Genomic DNA, 19,372 nt, shown 5'->3' with positions numbered 1-19,372 from the left:
CAGGTCGGTGCCGCGTGGCAAAGAAAAACGCGCCCGAAGGCGCGCTCTTTGTGTCTTTGCCGTTGTTGTGGCTCAGCTGCCGAGTTTCTGCGCCACCAGCTGGTTCACCGCTTTGGGGTTGGCCTTTCCGCCGGTGGCTTTCATCACCTGACCGACAAACCAGCCAGCCAGTTTCGGGTTCACCTTCGCCTTTTCCACCTGCGCCGGGTTGGCGGCGATGATTTCATCCAGAGCGGCCTCAATGGCGCCGGTGTCCGTCACCTGTTTCATGCCTTCGGTTTCCACGATCTCTTCCGGATCACGGCCCGAGGTATAGGCGATTTCAAAAACGTCCTTGGCGATCTTGCCCGAGATGGTGTCCGCTTTGATCAGCTTGATGATGCCACCCAATGCGGCGGGCGACAGCGGGCTATCGCTGATGTCTTTCTCATCTGCTTTCAGGCGGCCGAACAATTCGTTGATGACCCAGTTGGCGGCCAGTTTACCGTCGTCACAGGTCGCAACCACACCTTCGAAGAAACTGGCAGAGGTGGTGTCCGCGGTCAGCACCGAGGCGTCATATTCGGTCAGGCCATAGTCGCCCATGAAACGCGCTTTTTTGGCGTCGGGCAGTTCCGGCAGCGAGGCGGCGATGTCATCAACCCAAGCCTGTTCAATCTCCAGCGGCAGGAGGTCAGGGCAGGGGAAGTAACGGTAATCATGCGCCTCTTCCTTGGAGCGCATCGAACGGGTTTCGTTCTTGTCCGGATCGTAGAGGCGGGTTTCCTGATCGACGGTGCCGCCGGCCTCCACAATGGCGATCTGACGCCGCGCCTCAACGTCGATGGCCGCCTGGATAAAGCGCATCGAGTTCATGTTCTTGATTTCGCACCGGGTGCCGAGGTGCGAGAAGTCCTGGGTTTTCTGATACTTCTCATACTGGCCCTGGCGGCAGATCGAGACGTTTACATCCGCGCGCAGGTTGCCGTTTTGCATGTTGCCGTCACAGGTGCCCAGATAGCGCAGAATCTGGCGCAGTTTGGTCACATAGGCGGCGGCCTCTTCCGGGCCACGAATGTCGGGGCGCGACACGATTTCCATCAGCGCCACACCGGTGCGGTTCAGGTCCACGAAGGACATGTTGGGATCCATGTCATGGATCGATTTGCCAGCGTCCTGTTCCAGGTGAATGCGTTCCACCCGCACCAGACGGGCCACACCAGGGCCCATGTCCACGAGGATTTCACCTTCACCCACGATGGGATGATAAAGCTGCGAGATCTGATAGCCCTGCGGCAGGTCCGGGTAGAAGTAGTTTTTGCGGTCAAAGGCCGAGAACAGGTTGATGTCCGCCTTCAGGCCCAGACCGGTACGCACGGCCTGCTCAACACAGTATTCGTTGATGACCGGCAGCATGCCGGGCATGGCGGCGTCCACAAAGGCCACGTTGGCGTTCGGCTCGGCGCCGAATTTGGTCGAGGCGCCCGAGAACAGCTTGGCGTTGGAGCTGACCTGCGCATGGACCTCCATGCCGATCACAAGTTCCCAGTCATGTTTCGCCCCGGCGATCACCTTGGGCTTGGGGGTCTCATAGGTCAGGTCCAGCATGGTTTCATGTCCTTCGAAAGCATCAGCCTGCGTTCTAGGACAGGGGCGGTTGAGGGGCAAGGGGGTTTGGAGCGGTCTGCCAATTCGTTGTGGTGTATGTTCCTCTCTCTTGCGACGCAATCGACCAGATCGGAAAGCTTGGTTGGCCCGAGGCAGAGGTCTGGGCCACAAATATTCTAGCGTAAATCGAATAATTGCTGTCCGGCTTATGCCAAATCAATGATTTGGCTGCGCCCGAACCGCCCCGTTTTGTCGCAGACAAACCTCTGGTTTGATGGGGCGGGCGCTTCGCTTTTCCGCCCCTCGGTTCGGTCGCGGTATTGTCTATGATGTAGGACTGTATCTCCCCGCAACAAAAAGGCGCCCCCAAGAGGGGGCGCAGTCAGGCAGTCGTTCGGTGATCTCGGTGCGGCGTCCCTCAAGCAGGGGCGAGCGCGTTGCGGGCGGCGGTGCGGCCCATGTCGGCGATGGCCTCTAATGAGGTGTCCAGACGCGCCGGTTTCAGACCCATTTTGGCCTGCCCCCAGATCAGCGGGTGCAGTTCCTCAAGGTGGTCCCGTTGGATCCATTCCAAGGCAGAGCGCAGCAGGCGCAGCACTTCGCGGGTGGCGCGGCGGTGGGCGGGCAGTTCGGCCAGGGTCACGGCGCAGAAAGCGGCCCAGGTGTTGACCACATGCTGGTCCGGTGCGCGCTCCAGAATGTCGCGCATCCCTTCCAGAAAGAACTCACCGTCAAGCAGTTCCAGCGCCCCGGGGTCCACGGACAGAGCGTCCAGATAGACCCAGGCGTAGCCACCGGCACCCCACAGATCTTGGGTCATCAGCGCGATACGTCGCGCCTCAACCTCAAGCATCTGGTAAGAGCCAAACCACCGTGGCAGCAGGTGGTTGCCGAAGGCCCGCATATGGCGGGGATTGGCGGGGTCGAGATCAATCAGGTCCTCATAGTCATCCGCCATCCGAACATCCGGTTCTACCGCTGCAGCGAGCAGGGCACAGCGGCAGGCCGCCAGCGCGGGGCTGTCATGTTCAAAGGGGTTGAAACGGTCCAGGATCTCTTCCGCACGCGCCATATGGCGCTGGAAACTGGTCAGTCGGGCGGCGGGTAGGGCATCCTGCCAGTCCTCGCCGCGCCAGGCCCAGGCCAGATCGACATGGGCTTTGACGATCACAAGGGCTACGCCGTAATCGTCGGGAAATTCGTCAAGCTGCGCTTCGAGCTGCTCAATGCCACCGCGCGGGGCGTGCTGGGGCATTAGGGTTGCGTCCGACAGGATCTGCTGAACAGGTGCCACAACATCCAGACGGGCGCCGCGGGCCAGAAGGTCGCAATGAGCGGCCCCACCGGGGGTGCGCAGGCGGGCCTGATCGGCGGCGCGGATTTCCGCGCCCAGATCGTCCCAGCGGTCCTGACGGGCCAGAAACTGTCCCCGCGCCTCAAGCTCTTGGCGCGCGGTGTCTTCGCTGCTGGTCAGCACTTCGGGGAAGGCGGCCAGCGCCGCAGAGTGGGTGGCAGAAAGGGCGTTTTGGGGCTGGCAGACGGCAGGTGCCGTTGTGCGCGTCCGGCGCCGTGGCAGGCGGGGGGACATTTGTTGGCGCAGTCTGGCAAGCAGCCCGTTGGCAGGGGTCGTGGGGGTCATGCGAGGCTCTTCTTTGGCGTGAGTACTGATACAGTCGAACGGTTTACCCCCTTAATTTCGCGTCGCATTCGGGCGGAAAAAGGGCAGCGGCAGGGAGAGTTGGGGCTCATTTTGAGCCGCATTTCCTGCCGATTTGGACGGATTGTCCCGGTTTTGTCAGGGAATTGACGGATCGCGCTCTGATTGTCGGGAAAATCGTCGAAATTCCGACGATTGACGGAAAATTGTCGTAATGGAAATGCGGCGCTTGACCCGCGCGTCAGCCTTGCCAAGCGGGCATGACCCATGGGAAACGAGTCAGCTTTGCAGCGGCCGGGTCAGGCGCTTTTGTTCCGGTCGAACCAGCCCTGCAATTGCGCCGCGGGCGGCAGGGCGGAGGTGGCGACAGGCACCATCTTGCCGGACAGGGTTTCAATCTGGCCCGATTGCATGCTGCCCCAGCGGGTGCGGCCGTGGATCGCGACGATCTGGTTGATCGGAACGCTGACGCGATCCTCACCGTGGTAGACGTGGAAATGGGTGTTGCTGATCCAGCATCCGGCGCGGCGGGTGTTCAGCGCGTCCCGCAGCATAAGGGCCGAGAGCAGCGCGATTGTGCTGGTCAAAAGCCCCGCTTCCCAAGGGGTCAAACGGCTGGCGATGGCAAAGAGCAGCGCCCAGAGCATCACCGCCCCGGCCAGTTTGGCCAGTTGCAGCAGCCCCTGCCGCCGAAAGCGATATGAATGCACACGTGCCATGATGATCGTTACCTATGATCATAATACGGCTCAAATAGTGCATATTTTATTGATCATAAGGGGCGCATTCTTCACGTTTGGTAAACTGTTCTTGCGCCTCAATAGGTTAAGGCCGCCTCGAGGGACGGCCTTTTGTCTTTTGCATTGGGCTGATCAGGCGTTGCGGATGCGGCTGACCATTTCCTGCGTGTCGCGGCTCAGCGCCTCCTGCGCCAGAATGCGGTCCAACTGGGCCGCGATCAGCGCTTGCCGGTCGCAGTCATAGCGTTTCCAGGTCTCAAAGGCGGAGCACATCCGCGCGGTGGTCTGCGGATTCAGTGGGTCCAACTGGATCAGCCAGTCCGCCAGCAGCTTGTAGCCCGCCCCGTCCGCACGGTGGAACCCGGCGGGTGACATGGCCAGCGCCCCCAAGGTGGCGCGGAACCGGTTGGGGTTCTTCATGGTGAAATCGGGATGCTGGGTCAACGCCGCTGCCACTTCAGCTGCATTGGCTGGATCGGCCAGGCTGATTTGCAGGCCGAACCATTTGTCGATGACCAGACGGTCCTCCTTCCATTGCTCATAGAAGGCGGCGACAGCCTGTTCCCCTTTGCCAGCGGTCAACAGGGCGGCCAATGCGGCCAGTTGCTGGGTCATATTGTCGGCGCTGTCGTATTGCGCCTGTGCTGCCGTGCCGCTATCAACCCGGGAAATCAGCGACAGGGCGGCATTGGCCAGCGACCGTGCACCGGACTGTTCGGCATCGGGCTGATAGGGCTCGGTCACCTGATACTGGGCGTAGATACGCGGCAGTACGTCCTGCATATGGGTGGCCATCGCCATTTTCAGGGTTTCCAGCGCCTCATAGATGGCCTGCGGGTCCGGCGTGTGGCCCTGATCCACCAGTGTTTGGGCCAGATCGTCCTGACTGGGCAGCCCCAGCGCCAGCGCGCGGAAGGCGGGATCAAGGCTGTCATCGCGCAGCACCTGCAGCACTGCATCCAGATAAGCCCCATCAGGCGCGGCACCGTTCAGGATCATCTTCACCAGACCGGCGCGGGCCAGAGCGCGACCGGCCTCCCACTTGTTAAAGGGGTCGGTGTCATGCGCCAGCAGGAAGGCGCGCTCTGCGTTGCTGCTGGCGCGTTCCAGAATGACCGGCGCTGAGAAACCGCGCAGGATCGAGGGGGTCGGCCGTGCGGTCAGCCCTTCAAAGCGGAAGCTCTGTGTTGCCTCGGTCATTTCCAGCACCGTTGTGGGCACCACCTCATCGCCATTGGGGTTCAAGAGGCCCACCGCAATGGGGATCACCCGCGGGTCTTTCTGATCCTGACCGGGGGTCGGCGGCGTGGACTGGCTAAAGGTCAGTGTGAAAGTGCCATCCTCATAGGATTCTTCCACCGCCAGACGGGGGGTGCCCGCCTGTTCGTACCAGCGTTTGAACTGGGTAAGGTCGCGGCCAGTGCTTTCTTCAAAGACGGTCAGCCAATCTTCAATGGTGGCCGCATCGCCGTCATGGCGATCAAAATAGAGGTCCAGCGCCTTATAATAGGCGGCATCGCCCACAAGAGTTTTCAACATGCCGATCAGCTCGGCGCCCTTTTCATAGACGGTGGCGGTGTAGAAGTTGTTGATCTCCACAAAGCTGTCAGGGCGCACGGGGTGGGCCAGCGGGCCGTTGTCTTCGCGGAATTGGCGGGCGCGCAGGGCAATGACGTCTTCAATCCGCTTCACCGGTTCTGAACGCATGTCGGCGGTGAACTGGGCGTCGCGGTAAACCGTCAGCCCCTCTTTCAGGCACAGTTGGAACCAGTCGCGGCAGGTGATGCGGTTGCCGGTCCAGTTGTGGAAATATTCATGTGCAATGATGGCTTCGATCCGTTCGAAGTTCATATCGGTTGAGGTTTCCGCTGAGGCCAGAACACAGGAGGAGTTGAAGATGTTCAGCCCCTTGTTTTCCATTGCCCCCATGTTGAAATCATCCACCGCAACGATGTTGAAGATGTCGAGGTCATATTCACGGCCATACACCTCTTCATCCCAGATCATCGATTTTTTCAAGGCCTCCATCCCAAAGGCGCATTTGCCCTCATCGCCGGGACGGACGTAGATGTTCAGCTCGACCTCTTTGCCGGATTTGGTGGTGAATGTGTCGGGGTGGTTGATCAACTCCCCGCCCACCAAGGCAAACAGATAGGCCGGTTTTGGCCAGGGATCGTGCCATTCGGCAAAACCTTCACCAGACGCAACCGGATTGCCGTTGGACAAAAGCACGGGCAGGTCACTTTCGATCCTGACGGTAAAGACCGACATCACATCGGGGCGGTCAGGATAATAGGTGATCTTGCGAAAACCCTCCGCCTCGCATTGGGTGCAATACATGCCGTTTGACATATAAAGCCCTTCCAGCGCGGTGTTGGTGGCGGGGCTGATTTCCACCTCCGCCTCCCAGACAAATGTGGCATCCGGCACGGCACAGGCTAGGCCGCCGACCACCAGATCCGGAGTGACCGCGGCGCCGTCGATCTTGGTTGAGATCAGCTTCAGATCTTCCCCATGCAGGAAGAAATCCTTGCTGCTGGCCTCGGGATTGGGGCGGAAGGTGATGCGCGACAGCACCCGCGTGGACTCTGGCGCCAGACGGAAGGTCAGATGCACATCCTCCACCAGATAATTCGGCACCTGATAATCACTGAGATAGATTTTCTGGGGGGCGGCGTCTTTCATCGACTGTCTCCGGGTACGGGTTACGCGTATTTGTTGCGCCGCAGCGTAGGGTGGTTTTAGTGGGGCTTCAATCCCGCGCACCTCAGGATTGCTGAAATTCCCTGCAAAAGGGTTGCTGCACAGGGCGTTGCGCGCTCATGCGCATCAAAGTGCTTTTTCTAAAGGGCTTTGTGCCGTTACTGTAATCCTAAGGCGCAACAGATCTGACAGGCTTCCTATGACACGTCCCATTGTTGGCATCATCGGCAACCAGCACCTCATCAATGACAGCTACCCCGTGCATGCGGTGGGGCATATGAACTCTGAGGCGGTGGCAACCGTGTCCAACTGTCTGCCCATGTTGATTGCGCCCGACCCACGTCTGGTCACGGTAGAGGAACTGCTGGAGGCCTGCGACGGTTTCATCCTGACCGGTGGCCGGCCCAATGTGCATCCTGAGGAATATGGCGAATCTGCCACTGCGGCACATGGCGATTTTGACCGCTGCCGGGATGCGATCACCCTGCCGCTGGTGCGCGCCTGTGTGGAACGTGGGCAGCCCTTCATGGGGATCTGCCGTGGGTTCCAAGAGGTGAACGTTGCGATGGGCGGCTCGCTCTATCCCGAAATCCGCGATCTGCCGGGGCGGATGAACCACCGGATGCCGCCCGATGGCACCCTGGAAGAGAAGTTTGCCCTGCGCCATACGGTGAAGTTTTCTGCTGCCGGTCCTTTCCATCAGATGATGGGGGCGCAGGAGGTGATGACCAACACGTTGCACGGGCAGGGGATCAAGGATGCAGGCGCACGGATCGTGATTGACGGTCATGCGCCTGATGGCACGCCCGAAGCGATCTATGTGAAGGATGCGCCGGGCTTTACCTATTCGGTGCAATGGCATCCGGAATGGGACAGCGCCAATGATCCGGTGTCGCGCCCGCTGTTTGAGGCCTTTGGCAAAGCCACCCGCGCCTATGCGGATGCGCGGCGCGGCGAAGCCTATCGCCAGATCGCCTAAGACCCAGATCGCCTAAGAAACTGTAAGCAGGCGCTGGGCCGGAGCTGCGGCCAGGCTGAGCGCCAGAAGGATCAAGCAGGTGCCCAAGGTGGCATTCAGCGCCCGCCGTTTGCGGGCCGTATCCAGCCAACGAGTCAGATTGTGGCCCAACACCGCCCAGGCGCCGATGCCGCAGAAACATATCACACAGTAAAGCGTTGAAAACTGGAGCAGTTCCAGTGTTCTGCCCTGCAGGTTGAACAGCGCTACACCGCTGAGGCAGGCAATCCAGGCCTTGGGGTTCAGCCATTGCAAAGCCGCCCCTTGCCAAAAACCGGGGATCGGGGCGTCGTGGGTGTCCAGCGTGCCCTCCGCCCGCAACAGGCCATAGCCAAAATAGAGGATCACCGCCGCGCCAATGCAGCTGAGCAGGTCCATCCAGCTTTGGGCCAGCGCCTGAGTGGCGCTGAGGCCAAGGCCGGTCAGCACCAGAAGCGCAGTAAACCCAAGGGTCGCGCCCGTGATGAAACGCAGCGGTGCCCGCACGCCGTGATTGAGCGCAGTGGACAGGATGATGAGGTTCACGGGACCGGGCGCCAGCGACAGGGAAGCGGCAAACAGGGCCATTGGAAGCAGGGGCATCGACAGAAACGGCATGAGATCTCCTTTCAGGTTGGAGATACCGGCCGAGGCATGTGTCCGGTAGGCTGGTATAATTAGACAGATTGTGCAAAAAAACTTATGCAATGTTGGTCGATCGTCTGAAATCTCTGGGCATTTTTGCCGAATGTGTGCGCCAAGGCTCCTTCCGTGGGGCGGGACGCGCGCTGGGCATGACACCTTCTGTGGTCAGCTATCACGTCAAACAGCTGGAAGAGGCATTGGGGCATCCGCTGCTTTACCGGTCAACCCGCAGGCTTAGCCTGACGGATGCGGGCGAACGGTTGTTTGCCTCTGCCGAGGCGATGCTGACCTTGGCCGAAACCGGTCTGATGCAGGCGAAAGACCCCGACGCGCCGCTGAGTGGGTCCTTGCGGATCACCCTGACCTCGGCAATGGCGCAGTCCCCTGTTGCGGCGGCTTTGACCAGATTTCACATGGAAAATCCAAAGGTTGCACTGGATCTGCACTATTCGGACACCTGGGAGGATCTGGTGGGGGAACGCTATGATCTGGCGTTGCGATCCGGCGGAATGGCGGATTCCAGTCTCAAATGCCGCAAGCTCTGGCAGATGCCGCGCGCCTTGGTGGCCAGTCCGGCGTTTCTGGCCCGGTTTGACCCGATCCACACCCCGGCGGATCTGGCGGCTATCCCGTGGATCCGTTTTGCAAAGATGTCTGGTCAGCGGGTGCTTATCGGGCCGGATGGCGAAGAGGTGTCGGTGACGCAGGCGGGCAATATTACGGTGAACAATATCGAGGCGATGGCGGATTTTGCCCGGGAAGGCATGGCTTTAGCCTCACCGCCAACCCACTTCGTCGCGGCGGATCTGGCTGCGGGGCGGTTGGTTGAGGTTTTGCAAGGATGGCGGGTTACGCCCATTCCGGTCTATGCCGTCTGGCCGGATGGGCCGGTGGCCAATCCCTTGACCATGCGATTGCTAAGTATTCTGTCAAAAATGCAGGATTAGACCCAAGCCAGGCGCCTTAAGCGACTATTTTCGCAAAATTATGCCGCCTGCAACAGCTGCGCCTCATGGGCCTTCAGGCACAGCCGTGCGGTGTCGCCATAGCCGTTCGGGTTCGACCGCAGTTCGGGGAACAGCGAAAACAGCTCTTCGCGGGCCGGGGCGTCAATCGCCGTCAGACCCATCGCACCGGGGTGGAAGCTTTCGCTTACCGCGCCTTCGGCAAAGACCATTTCATGGCTGTCAAACAGCATATGGACATAGGTGACCTCCTCGGTCTCGATCTGCTGGATCGAGGTGCCGTTGACCATGTGTTTGGCGGGGATTAACACTTCGCTGTCGTTGAAATAGAGGTTTGCTGCCGTTGACTGGTGCAGCATCCGGTGTTGCGGTGACACCAGCAGTTCGCGCTCATTGCCCAGCACCCCTTTGGCAAAACGGATCGGCGCAAAACGGCCTGCGCCTTTCACCGTGCGCTGACCAATCCAGCGGATCGGCTGCACCCCGTGATCGCGGGTCAGTACCAGATCGCCGGGTGTCAGTGTTTCGATCAAGCGCGGGCCATGCGGGGTCCAGATGCGGGTGCCGGTGGTGAAGCAGATCACCAGGTTTTCGATGTTGGAGAAATTGACCGTGGTGCCATCGCCCAGCGTCGCGGTGCCTGCCAATGCATCGGGGTTGGTGTCGGTCAGGGTCACGTCAGCCCAAGTCAACTGGCCCGAGAAGTTCAGCGTGTCGCCGCCCGGCTCATCGGTTTCGCCGCCATCAATGGTGATGGTGCCGCCGCCAAGTGCGGTGTCGTCGATGATGAAGATGTCATCGCCCGCGCCACCGGTCACCGTGTCGCCTGCGCCAACAAACAACTGATCGTTGCCGTCACCGCCGTCGATCACATCCGCGCCAAGCCCGCCGATGATGGTGTCATTGTCCGCGCCGCCATAGAGGCTGTCGTCCCCCGCCGCGCCGTCCATTAGGTCGTTGCCAGCCCCGCCGTAAAAGACGTTGGTCCAATCCGCGCCCTGACCGTCATAGCCGGTCAGCGTGTCGTTCCAGTCCGACCCGATGATCCCGTCCAGCCCTGCGCCCAGCGTATCGCCGGTGGCATGGCCGCCGCTTGCGGTGCCAAGGCCCAGATCAATCGCAACCGCTGCATCCGAAGTGGAATAGTCGAGGAAATCCATCCCCGTGCCACCCACCAGCGAGTCGCCATCAGCGCCGCCCGCCAAGGTGTCGTTGCCGTCGCCGCCAATCAGTGTGTCCGAACCGCTGCCGCCCGCAATACTGTCCGCCCCCGTGCCGCCATCCAGACTGTCGTTGCCATTGTCGCCGGACAGGGTGTCGTCACCTTCTTGTCCAAAAATCGTATCTGCACCGCCACCGCCGGACAGGCTGTCATTGCCGGGATCTTGTACAATGGTGTCAAACAGCAGGTCCGAGACATAGATGACCTGACCGCCGGTCTGTACGTTGCCATATTGGATCTCGATGCTCTGCACCGGACCGGCGATCTCGATCAGGGCCGAACCCGCCTGATCCCCAACCTGCTCGCCACCGCTGCCGGCGGTGATCGTGTTGCCGCTGAGGGTATCTGTGCCGTTGACCGAGATGGTGACGCTGACCGGATTGCCGTTGGCATCATAGGCGTTGATCGTGATGATATCTCGATGGGTGCCCATGTCGATATCGTTGATCCGGAACGAGACATTCTGCACCTCATCCTGCATCTCCGATCCGGTGGCGGCGGAGAAGCTGAAGGTGGTGGTGGAGGTGTCGCTGTCGCCATTGCCGCCCAGCCGCAGCATGGAGTTGGCATCAAAGCTTTCGCCGGGGGCTACATAGCCGTTGGAATTGGTTTCAAGCCGGAAGTTTGGGTTGTTGTTGCCGGTGTCCGAAAAACTGACCCCAACCAGCATCTCGCCGGTGTCTTGGGTGAAGCCTCCTGAAATGTCTTGCCCATCGCTGCCCTGACCGGTCCAGCTGAGCACTTCGGAAGTGGGCGTGGCCGGGGTCACATCGTCGCCGTAGATCAGGTCTGCGCCGCCGCCGCCATTGACCACATCGTTGCCTGCCCCGGCAATCACCGTGTCAGCGCCGCCTTGGGCCGTGATGGTGTCATCACCGCCACCGGCCTCGATGCTGTCGGCGCCGGTGCTGACGCTTTCGCCGTCCTCATCAGTGAAGCTGCCGTCGATCAGCTCCCCTTCGCCGGTGCCTTCGACAATGCCGTCCTGTGTGTTGGTCACAAAGGTCGGGGCGCTGATCACGGTGGAGGAGGTGAGCGAGTCGACAGGACCATAGTCGGGCACAAAATAGACGTTGCCGTCGGTGCCTTGATAATAGACGCCCGGTTCCTGCGTGTTGGTGTAGGTGTTGCCGCCCCAAGTTCCGGTCCAGACCCAGTTGCCCGCCCCGATGGTGGTCTGGGTGGTGAAGGTGATCAACCCGCCACTGATCACATCGCCCGCGTCGAGCGATCCATCTGCAAGTGTGACCAGATAACCAGAAGGCATGGGGCTGTCCTGTGTTCGAATCCATTGAAGCGGTGGCCGAAATTGCGGCGTCACACGCGGGTGGTTTCAAACAAGCTACGGGGCGGCTGGGGCAGGGGTTTGCACGAATTTAGACAAATTCGCGGAGCTTTGGGACAGCGGTTTTGCAAATGTGGCGTGGGACCGCCTGGATTTCGCGGGGAACCCTGCCTGCCTATGGGGCAGGGCAGTAGGCGGTTGCCCCAAGAAATTAAGGGGCCGGGTGCGTGGTGGCCGCGCTGGGCCTGAGGGCGCAAGCGCGGCGAAGAGGCAGCATTGCCCAATTTTGCCCACCACAGCGCCGCCATATTCGCGCCCCAATTCGGGGGCGATTGTTGCCAGCTTGTGAACGACAGGTCGGCGCGCGGAGATTTGTTGCAAGGCGCTGCGGGGCCTTCCGGGGGGCAGGAGGCCCCGCAGCAGAGGGGGATTGCGGGATCAGAACTCAGAGTTCCGTGCGCAGGTGCCACAGTTCGGGGAACAGCTCGACTTCCAGCATGCGGCGCAGATAGCTGACACCGCCGGTGCCACCAGTGCCACGTTTGAAGCCGATCACCCGCTCCACCGTGGTGACGTGGTTGAACCGCCAGCGCCGGAAGTAGTCTTCCAGATCCACCAGTTTTTCGGCCAACTCATAGAGTTCCCAATGGGTTTCGGGGGCCTGATAGACTTTGGTCCAGGCTGCCGCCACGGCGTCATGCGGTTGATAGGCCTCGGCGCTGGGGCGGTTCAGTACCTCCTCGGGCAGATCGGCAATGGCCGAAAGCGCCTGCAGCGCCACATCATAAAGCGACGGTTGCGCCAGTTCCTGCGTCAACAAGGCGGTCAGGTCTTCGCGGTGGGCATGCGGTTTCAGCATCGCCCCATTGCGGTTGCCCAGCATGAACTCGATCTGGCGGTACTGATAGCTTTGAAAGCCAGAGCTTTGGCCCAAATCTTCGCGGAAACGGGTATAGTCAGACGGTGTCATGGTGCGCAGCACATCCCAGGCGGAATTGAGCTGTTCAAAGATCCGGCTGACGCGGGCCAGCATCTTGAAAGCGGGTCGGTAGGCGCCCTCCTTCAGCAGGTCGCGGGCGGCGTGCAGCTCGTGCACGGCCAGTTTCATCCACAGCTCCGAGGTCTGGTGCTGAATGATGAACAGCAGCTCATCATGGGCGTCCGACAGCGGAGCCTGCGCCGTGAGGATTTTGTCGAGGCCAAGATAGTCGCCATAGGACATCCGCCCGTCAAAGCTCATCTGGGCGCCGTCTTTGGCAGGGTTGTAGGGGGTGTTTTGGGTCATCTGTGTCACCTGAAACGGCCGCTGGCCCGTGGGTGGGCAGCGGGGGATTTGGATATTTATACCAAAGAGAAGGCGCAGGGCGCGCCAAATCTGCCGTTGTCAGCGTTCAGGTGGCCAAACAGGTGAGGCGGGCCTTGGCCCGCCAGTAGGCCGCCCAGAAACATGGGCGGCACAGGGGGATATGTTGCGTTGGAGCAGCCATCCGGATCAGGTTACGCGGTTGCGTACCTTATACTCCGGGCGATCCCAGAGTTTGTTGACCATCACATCTTCGATGATTTCGGCCGCTTTGATCACGTCCTGTTCATCCACGTAGAGCGGGGTGAAGCCAAAGCGCATGATGTCGGGGGCGCGGAAGTCACCGATCACACCGCGCGCAATCACCGCCTGCATGGCCGCATAACCGTCCTCAAAGTGGAAAGAAATCTGGCTGCCACGGATCTGCGGATCACGGGGCGAGGCCAGCTTCAGCATCGGGCAGCGGGCTTCGACCTTCTTGATGAAGAGCTCGCATAGTTCGATCGATTTGGCGCGGATCTCGGCCATCGTCGTGAGGTCCCAGATGTCAAGCGCGGCATCAAGCGAAGCATTGGCCAGCACAGGCGGGGTGCCGACACGCATCCGTTCCACACCTGCGCCCGGGCGGTAGCTTTGTTCAAAGGCGAAAGGCGCGTCATGGCCGAGCCAACCGGAAAGGGCTGGCTGCGCGGTGTCAGCATGGGCCGGGTTGACGTAGATGAAGGCCGGCGCGCCGGGGCCGCCGTTCAGGTATTTGTAGGTGCAGCCAACGGCGAAATCTGCCTTGCAGGCCGCCAGTTCCACCTCAAAGGCACCAGCCGAATGGGCCAGATCCCAGACGGTGACGATGTCCTTGGCATGGGCTTTTTCAGTGAGCGCCTGCATGTCGTGTTTGCGACCGGTGCGGTAGTCCACCTCGGTGATCATCATCACGGCCACCTCATCGGTGAGGTTTTCTTCGACCGCTTCAGGGTCGACGACCCGCAATTCCAGCCCCTTGGTACCGTCGCGGTCCAGGGTTTTGATAAGCCCCTCCGCCATATAGAGGTCCGAGGGGAAGTTGCCGTTGTCCGAGAGGATCACCTTGCGGTCGGGATTGCGGGAGAGCGCAATGTCCATGGCGGAGGCAACGGCCTGGAACACTTTGATCGACAGGGTGTCGCCGACCATCACGTGGTTTTCTTCGGCCCCGATCAGCCGGGCGATGCGGTTGCCGATCTGGGTTGGACGCGCCATCCAGCCGGCTTTGTTCCATCCGGTGATCAGAAATTCGCCCCATTCGTCTTTCATCACCGCGTCCATCTTGGCGGGGGCCGCCTTGGGCAGCGGGCCAAGCGAGTTGCCGTCGAGGTAGATCATGCCTTCGGGCAGGTAGAACATCTCTTTGGTGGCGGCGAAATCGGTCATGGCGGGCTCCTGTTCATGCGGGCAACTGGGGGCGTGGGCCGGGGGGGCGTGACACGCGGTTGCGGCGGGCATAGCGGAAAACGGTTATAACGTGCCAATGAAGCTTTTTGATACCGGTATCAACAAATGTGATAGCCGGGATCACAGGGGATCACAGGGGATCACAGGGGATCACGGCGGCCTGTGTGTCAGCAGGCAGATCAGTCTTCGCCGGGGATGGGGATGCCCAATTCGCGTCGCTTCTTTTTCGACAGACCTGCAGCCACCAGTTCATAGGAGGCCGCAATGTGCTGTTTTAATTCGGGATCGCTGAGGCCGGGCGTGTCGTATTGCTGGATCCAGCTCATGCCACGGGAGGCGAGATAGGGTGCCGGGCGCAGACCGGGCTGATCGCTCAGCACTTCATAAGCCAGCTTGCTGACCTTGAAGGTGAAGGCGTCGCGGCCCTCAGCCCAGCCACAGACTGCAAAGAGTTTGTCGGCAACCTTCCAGACATCCGACTCGCCCCATTGCACCACATGAGAGGTGGCCGGAAAGGTGGCGCAGAAGCTGTTGAACTCGTCCCGGGTCATCACATCTCCCCGCCTGAAACCTGCAAAGCGTGGCCGTTCATCGAACCGGAGTGTTCGCCGCAGAGGAACAAAGCGGCCTCGGCCACCTCTTCGGGCGTGATCAGGCGGCCATGTGGGTTGGCGCCGACCATGACCTGTAGGGCCTCCTGTTCCGACATGCCGGTGCGTTTCATGATGCTTTCGATGTTTTGCGGCACGATGTTTGTGTCGACATAGGCGGGGCAGAGGGCGTTGAAAGTATAGGGCTTGCCCGCGTAATCGGCGGCAAGGGCGCGGATCATGCCAACCATCGCGTGTTTGCTGGCGGTGTAACAGGCGCCGCCTTTCAGGCCGCGCAGACCTGCGATAGAGCTGACGGCGATGACCCGGCCCCAATCGGTGCCATGCATGGATTTCAGCGCCTCGCGGATGGTCAGGAAACAGCCGTCCACGTTGATCGCCATCATCTGTCGCCAGAAGTCCATATCGGTCTTATGCAGGGCGCGGCCCTCGGCGATGCCGGCATTGGGAACGCAGATCTGGATCGGGCCACGTGCCGCAACGGCAGCGGCCATGCCGTCAACCACCGAAGCCTCCTCGGAGACATCCATCTGCAAGGCATGCAGGCCGTTGCCGGCCTCGGCTTCCAGCACGTCCAGACGGCGGCCGGTGATAGTGACCTCTGCGCCTTGTGCCGCCAGCGCCTGCGCGATGGCCAGACCAATGCCGGTGCCACCACCGGTGACGATGGCGTGTCTGCCTTTCAGATGTCCGTTGCGTTCCATGATGTTCTCCCTCTTTGGGCAAGACGATAGCGGGTGGGGCAGGGCGTGCAAGACAGGGTTGCATTCCCTCGGCAAAGTTCCGCAGTGTCACGAAATCTGCGGCAAGGCGGTGAGTGCTTTACAAATACATTCATATGAGTGAATTTGTGGCGAGGCCGTCGGGCACTTGGAAAGACTTGGGAGGTTACTATGACACAGTTTGGTTTGCGCTTTGGAGCGTTGATGGCGGGGGGCACCGCGGCTTTGGCCGGAGTGGCTGCGGCGAGTGAGGATATTGCTGACAAATATCCGCAGTCCGAATTGTATTCCAAACCGGTCGAAGTGATCCCGCACGTCTTTTCCGCCATCGGTGCCACTGCACCGCCGACCTATGAGAACTCGGGCCACAACAATAACCTGTCTTTCATCGTTACGGATGAGGGGGTGGTTGTGGTCAACGGTGGTGCCTCGGTCCGGCTGGCAGCGGCACTGCACGAAGAGATCAAAACCGTCACGGATCAGCCCGTGGTGCTGGTGATCAATGAAAACGGCCAGGGCCATGCGATGCTGGGCAATGCCTATTGGATGGATCTGGGGGTTGATATTCTGGCCCATGTGGACGCGATCGAGGCCTTCACCTCGGAGGCGGATTTCATCCTGCAGGGGATGGAACGCTACAACCGCGACAAGGCCGAGGGCACCCGTACCGTGACCCCGAACCTCAGCTTTGAGGACAGCTACAGCCTGACCCTTGGCGGGGTTCAGATCGAGGTGATGCATATGGGCCCGGCGCATGATCCCGGCGACACGCAGGTCTGGCTGCCGCAGTGGGACATGCTGATTGCGGGGGATATTGCCTTCCACGAACGAATGCTGCCGATTTTTGAAGGCATCTGCACCTCCTGCTGGCTGGAGACCTGGGAAACCAAGATGGAGCCGCTGAACCCGACCTATGTGATCCCCGGCCACGGTCATCCGACCAACTTGGCGCAGGTCCGCCGCTACACCTACGACTACCTGACCGATCTGCGCGCCAAGATCGGGGCGCATATCGAGGAGGGCGGTGATCTGGCATCGTCTTACTACGTCGATCAGAGCGCCTGGACGAATCTGGACACCTATGAGGAGTTGGCGACCAAGAATGCAGGCCGTGTCTATGAAGAGATGGAGTGGGAGTAACACCAATCTTCCCCAACCAAGCAGTCGATTCTATTGGACAAATTGGCCATTGGTCTGAAATGCAGTGCCCAATTTGTCACCTTCGCTGGAAAACGGGACAGAAGGCCGCGGTTTTACGGGCATTTCATGCTTGGCAGGTTTGCTGCGCTGAGGGCATTTAATCTCTACAACGGGGCGCAGGGGGCGTCCCGGCTCTTTTGCGACGGGTTTGGACCATGTTGAAAAAGCTGGATCTGCCACCTCTGTGGCTGCTGCTGTTTGGCGCCTTGGGATGGGCTTCAGATCAGTATTTCCACGTAGATCTGAGCCTTAGCCACCCGATCACGGACTTTCTGGCCGCCGTATTGCTGGGCGGTGGTGTGATCCTGATCGCGCTTGCCGTGGTCGAAATGCGCCAGAAAGGGGCCGCTTTGCATCCTCACGAAACCGGTGACGTGCTTGTGACATCAGGTATTTTCAAACGCAGCAGAAACCCGATTTATCTGGCCTATTTGCTGATTTTGGCGGGGTTTCTACTGTGTTTCGATACAATTTTGGCCTTGCCATTGGTGCCTATTTTTCTTTGGCTCGTCGAAAATCGTTTCGTGATCCAGGAGGAAAAAGCGCTGCGGCGGAAATTTCGGGCAGATTTTGCCCGCTACTGCCAGAGGACGCGGCGTTGGATTTGACATGGGTGCGAAAGAGTATTCAAAGGGGCGCGTATTAATGCGTAATTTTATTGCGCGCCCGATCCGCTATAACACGTCGTGCAATCGACGCGACGCACACAGTTCTGAAGGGGGACGTGACAGTTGAAAATCGGAACGCCAAAGGAAATCTTTGAAGGTGAGAACCGGGTCGCAATGACTCCGGACTCGGCGCTTCAACTCCAGAAGCTTGGCTATGAATGTGCAATCGAAACCGGCGCCGGTGCGGCGGCGGGTTTCTCGGATGCCACCTATGAAGCTGCCGGTGTGGAGGTTGTCAAAACCGCCGCCGCGCTGTGGAAAGCCGCGGACATCATCGCCAAGGTGCGCCAGCCCAATGAGACCGAGCTGAAACGCCTCAACAAGGAAAAGACGCTGATCTCCTTCTTCAACCCCGGTGGGAACGAAGAGGGCATGGAACTGGCCAAATCCAAAGGCGCGAATGTGATCGCCATGGAAATGGTGCCACGGATCAGCCGGGCGCAGAAAATGGATGCGCTGTCGTCGATGGCCAATATCGCCGGCTACCGTGCGGTGATTGAGGCGGGTAATAACTTTGGCCGGTTCTTCACCGGTCAGGTGACCGCCGCCGGTAAAGTGCCGCCAGCCAAAGTGCTGGTTGTGGGCGCGGGTGTGGCCGGTCTGGCTGCCATCGGCACCTCAACCTCGCTGGGCGCAATCACGCTGGCGTTTGACGTCCGCCCCGAAGTGGCCGAGCAGGTTGAATCGATGGGCGCTGAGTTTGTCTATCTGGATTTTGAGGAAGAAGGCACCGATGGCGCCTCGACCGGTGGCTACGCCTCGGTTCAGTCCGATGAGTTCCGTGAAGCGCAGCTGGCCAAGTTCCGCGAACTGGCCCCCGAAGTGGACATCGTGATCACCACCGCGTTGATCCCGAACCGCGAAGCGCCTGAACTGTGGACCAAAGACATGGTCGAAGCGATGAAACCGGGTTCGGTCATCGTGGACCTTGCGGCGGAAAAAGGCGGCAACTGTAAGCTGACCGTGGCGGATGAGAAGATCGTGACCGACAATGGCGTGACCATCATCGGCTACACCGACTTCCCGTCGCGGATGGCAGCACAGGCCTCCAGCCTTTATGCCACCAACATCCGCCACATGATGACAGACCTGACCCCAGAAAAGGACGGTCAGATCAATCACGACATGGAAGATGACGTGATCCGCGGCGCAACCGTGACCCATCAGGGCGAAATCACCTTCCCGCCGCCACCGCCGAAAGTGCAGGCGATTGCGGCCAAGCCGAAGGAAACCGTGCCTGAACTGACGCCGGAGGAGATCCGGGCACAGGAAGTGGCCGCGTTCAAACAGCAGACCAAAAATCAGGTGACCCTGCTGACCGTTGGTGCGGTTCTGCTGCTGGGCGTTGGCCTAGTTGCGCCGGCCAGCTTCATGCAGCACTTCATCGTGTTTGTTCTGGCCGTGTTTGTGGGCTTCCAGGTGATCTGGAACGTCGCGCATTCGCTGCACACGCCGCTGATGGCGGTGACCAACGCGATTTCTTCGATCATCATTCTCGGCGCGCTGATGCAGATCGGCTCGGGCTCGTTCCTGGTGATCCTGCTGGCTGCACTTTCGGTCTTTATGACCGGCATCAATATCTTTGGCGGCTTCCTCGTTACGCGGCGCATGCTTGCCATGTTCCAGAAATCCTAAGGAG

General features: G+C 60.2%; 15 protein-coding genes. 5 read left to right on the top strand and 10 right to left on the bottom strand.

The window, feature by feature from the left end; translation table 11 throughout:
* Positions 1 to 72 precede the first annotated feature (72 nt).
* The 4 genes from gatB to pepN all read right to left on the bottom strand — a co-directional run bounded on the left by gatB (position 73) and on the right by pepN (position 6,669).
* The gene (gene gatB / locus SIC14_RS19065) at positions 73 to 1,587 is read right to left on the bottom strand and encodes an Asp-tRNA(Asn)/Glu-tRNA(Gln) amidotransferase subunit GatB (protein ID WP_412563488.1); all 1,515 of its coding nucleotides are present in this window, start codon (positions 1,585 to 1,587) and stop codon (positions 73 to 75) included.
* A 418-nt stretch (positions 1,588 to 2,005) separates the two neighbouring features.
* Positions 2,006 to 3,226, bottom strand: coding sequence for a hypothetical protein (locus SIC14_RS19060; RefSeq protein WP_412563487.1), 1,221 nt, complete (start codon positions 3,224 to 3,226; stop codon positions 2,006 to 2,008).
* A 317-nt stretch (positions 3,227 to 3,543) separates the two neighbouring features.
* Positions 3,544 to 3,963, bottom strand: a complete 420-nt coding sequence (locus tag SIC14_RS19055) for a hypothetical protein (RefSeq protein WP_412563486.1) — start codon at positions 3,961 to 3,963, stop codon at positions 3,544 to 3,546.
* A 153-nt stretch (positions 3,964 to 4,116) separates the two neighbouring features.
* A complete protein-coding gene (pepN, locus tag SIC14_RS19050) occupies positions 4,117 to 6,669 on the bottom strand; it encodes an aminopeptidase N (protein WP_412563485.1) in 2,553 nt (850 codons plus the stop codon).
* Positions 6,670 to 6,886: 217 nt separating this feature from the next.
* Between pepN and SIC14_RS19045 the strand changes: the two genes are divergently transcribed.
* Entirely contained in the window at positions 6,887 to 7,666 is a 780-nt protein-coding gene (locus SIC14_RS19045; protein WP_412563484.1) for a gamma-glutamyl-gamma-aminobutyrate hydrolase family protein, read from the top strand.
* A 12-nt stretch (positions 7,667 to 7,678) separates the two neighbouring features.
* Here SIC14_RS19045 and SIC14_RS19040 read toward each other — a convergent pair whose 3' ends face one another.
* A complete protein-coding gene (locus SIC14_RS19040) occupies positions 7,679 to 8,302 on the bottom strand; it encodes a LysE family translocator (RefSeq protein WP_412563483.1) in 624 nt (207 codons plus the stop codon).
* Between the two features lie 89 nt (positions 8,303 to 8,391).
* On the opposite strand from SIC14_RS19040, the gene SIC14_RS19035 reads away from it, so the two are divergent.
* Positions 8,392 to 9,276, top strand: a complete 885-nt coding sequence (locus SIC14_RS19035) for a LysR family transcriptional regulator (protein WP_412563482.1) — start codon at positions 8,392 to 8,394, stop codon at positions 9,274 to 9,276.
* Positions 9,277 to 9,314: 38 nt separating this feature from the next.
* On the opposite strand, the gene SIC14_RS19030 is transcribed toward SIC14_RS19035, so the two are convergent.
* The 5 genes from SIC14_RS19030 to SIC14_RS19010 all read right to left on the bottom strand — a co-directional run bounded on the left by SIC14_RS19030 (position 9,315) and on the right by SIC14_RS19010 (position 15,847).
* A complete protein-coding gene (locus tag SIC14_RS19030; RefSeq protein WP_412563481.1) occupies positions 9,315 to 11,783 on the bottom strand; it encodes a Hint domain-containing protein in 2,469 nt (822 codons plus the stop codon).
* A gap of 463 nt (positions 11,784 to 12,246) precedes the next feature.
* Positions 12,247 to 13,086 carry a tryptophan 2,3-dioxygenase gene (gene kynA / locus SIC14_RS19025; protein ID WP_412563480.1) on the bottom strand — a complete coding sequence of 280 codons (840 nt, stop codon included), beginning with the start codon at positions 13,084 to 13,086 and terminating at the stop codon, positions 12,247 to 12,249.
* 207 nt (positions 13,087 to 13,293) lie between these two features.
* The gene (gene kynU, locus SIC14_RS19020; protein WP_412563479.1) at positions 13,294 to 14,511 is read right to left on the bottom strand and encodes a kynureninase; all 1,218 of its coding nucleotides are present in this window, start codon (positions 14,509 to 14,511) and stop codon (positions 13,294 to 13,296) included.
* A 200-nt stretch (positions 14,512 to 14,711) separates the two neighbouring features.
* Positions 14,712 to 15,083: an MmcQ/YjbR family DNA-binding protein gene (locus SIC14_RS19015; protein ID WP_412563478.1), complete on the bottom strand. Its 372-nt coding sequence runs from the start codon at positions 15,081 to 15,083 to the stop codon at positions 14,712 to 14,714.
* Positions 15,083 to 15,847, bottom strand: coding sequence for an SDR family NAD(P)-dependent oxidoreductase (locus SIC14_RS19010; protein WP_412563477.1), 765 nt, complete (start codon positions 15,845 to 15,847; stop codon positions 15,083 to 15,085). The genes SIC14_RS19015 and SIC14_RS19010 overlap by 1 nt, the downstream gene beginning before the upstream one ends.
* 222 nt (positions 15,848 to 16,069) lie before the next feature.
* On the opposite strand from SIC14_RS19010, the gene SIC14_RS19005 reads away from it, so the two are divergent.
* The 3 genes from SIC14_RS19005 to SIC14_RS18995 all read left to right on the top strand — a co-directional run bounded on the left by SIC14_RS19005 (position 16,070) and on the right by SIC14_RS18995 (position 19,368).
* Positions 16,070 to 17,005, top strand: coding sequence for an MBL fold metallo-hydrolase (locus SIC14_RS19005; protein ID WP_412565900.1), 936 nt, complete (start codon positions 16,070 to 16,072; stop codon positions 17,003 to 17,005).
* A 215-nt stretch (positions 17,006 to 17,220) separates the two neighbouring features.
* A complete protein-coding gene (locus tag SIC14_RS19000) occupies positions 17,221 to 17,673 on the top strand; it encodes a methyltransferase family protein (protein WP_412563476.1) in 453 nt (150 codons plus the stop codon).
* 123 nt (positions 17,674 to 17,796) lie between these two features.
* The gene (locus tag SIC14_RS18995; RefSeq protein ID WP_412563475.1) at positions 17,797 to 19,368 is read left to right on the top strand and encodes a Re/Si-specific NAD(P)(+) transhydrogenase subunit alpha; all 1,572 of its coding nucleotides are present in this window, start codon (positions 17,797 to 17,799) and stop codon (positions 19,366 to 19,368) included.
* Positions 19,369 to 19,372: the final 4 nt, after the last annotated feature.

It is taken from the genome of Thalassobius sp. MITS945101, from assembly GCF_047123305.1.
Classification (GTDB): domain Bacteria; phylum Pseudomonadota; class Alphaproteobacteria; order Rhodobacterales; family Rhodobacteraceae; genus Thalassobius.
Note: the sequence above shows the minus strand (reverse complement) of the source record. Positions and strands in the feature narration are given on the sequence as shown.

What these genes read in the sequence shown, in the direction of transcription:
- SIC14_RS19010 (WP_412563477.1), bottom strand. Translation starts at nt 15,847, where the DNA reads ATGGAACGCAACGGACATCTGAAAGGCAGACACGCCATCGTCACCGGT.
- SIC14_RS19015 (WP_412563478.1), bottom strand. Translation starts at nt 15,083, where the DNA reads ATGACCCGGGACGAGTTCAACAGCTTCTGCGCCACCTTTCCGGCCACC.
- SIC14_RS19035 (WP_412563482.1), top strand. Translation starts at nt 8,392, where the DNA reads ATGTTGGTCGATCGTCTGAAATCTCTGGGCATTTTTGCCGAATGTGTG.
- SIC14_RS19030 (WP_412563481.1), bottom strand. Translation starts at nt 11,783, where the DNA reads ATGCCTTCTGGTTATCTGGTCACACTTGCAGATGGATCGCTCGACGCG.
- pepN (WP_412563485.1), bottom strand. Translation starts at nt 6,669, where the DNA reads ATGAAAGACGCCGCCCCCCAGAAAATCTATCTCAGTGATTATCAGGTG.
- gatB (WP_412563488.1), bottom strand. Translation starts at nt 1,587, where the DNA reads ATGCTGGACCTGACCTATGAGACCCCCAAGCCCAAGGTGATCGCCGGG.
- kynA (WP_412563480.1), bottom strand. Translation starts at nt 13,086, where the DNA reads ATGACCCAAAACACCCCCTACAACCCTGCCAAAGACGGCGCCCAGATG.
- SIC14_RS19055 (WP_412563486.1), bottom strand. Translation starts at nt 3,963, where the DNA reads ATGGCACGTGTGCATTCATATCGCTTTCGGCGGCAGGGGCTGCTGCAA.
- SIC14_RS19045 (WP_412563484.1), top strand. Translation starts at nt 6,887, where the DNA reads ATGACACGTCCCATTGTTGGCATCATCGGCAACCAGCACCTCATCAAT.
- SIC14_RS19060 (WP_412563487.1), bottom strand. Translation starts at nt 3,226, where the DNA reads ATGACCCCCACGACCCCTGCCAACGGGCTGCTTGCCAGACTGCGCCAA.
- kynU (WP_412563479.1), bottom strand. Translation starts at nt 14,511, where the DNA reads ATGACCGATTTCGCCGCCACCAAAGAGATGTTCTACCTGCCCGAAGGC.
- SIC14_RS19040 (WP_412563483.1), bottom strand. Translation starts at nt 8,302, where the DNA reads ATGCCGTTTCTGTCGATGCCCCTGCTTCCAATGGCCCTGTTTGCCGCT.
- SIC14_RS19005 (WP_412565900.1), top strand. Translation starts at nt 16,070, where the DNA reads ATGGCGGGGGGCACCGCGGCTTTGGCCGGAGTGGCTGCGGCGAGTGAG.
- SIC14_RS19000 (WP_412563476.1), top strand. Translation starts at nt 17,221, where the DNA reads ATGTTGAAAAAGCTGGATCTGCCACCTCTGTGGCTGCTGCTGTTTGGC.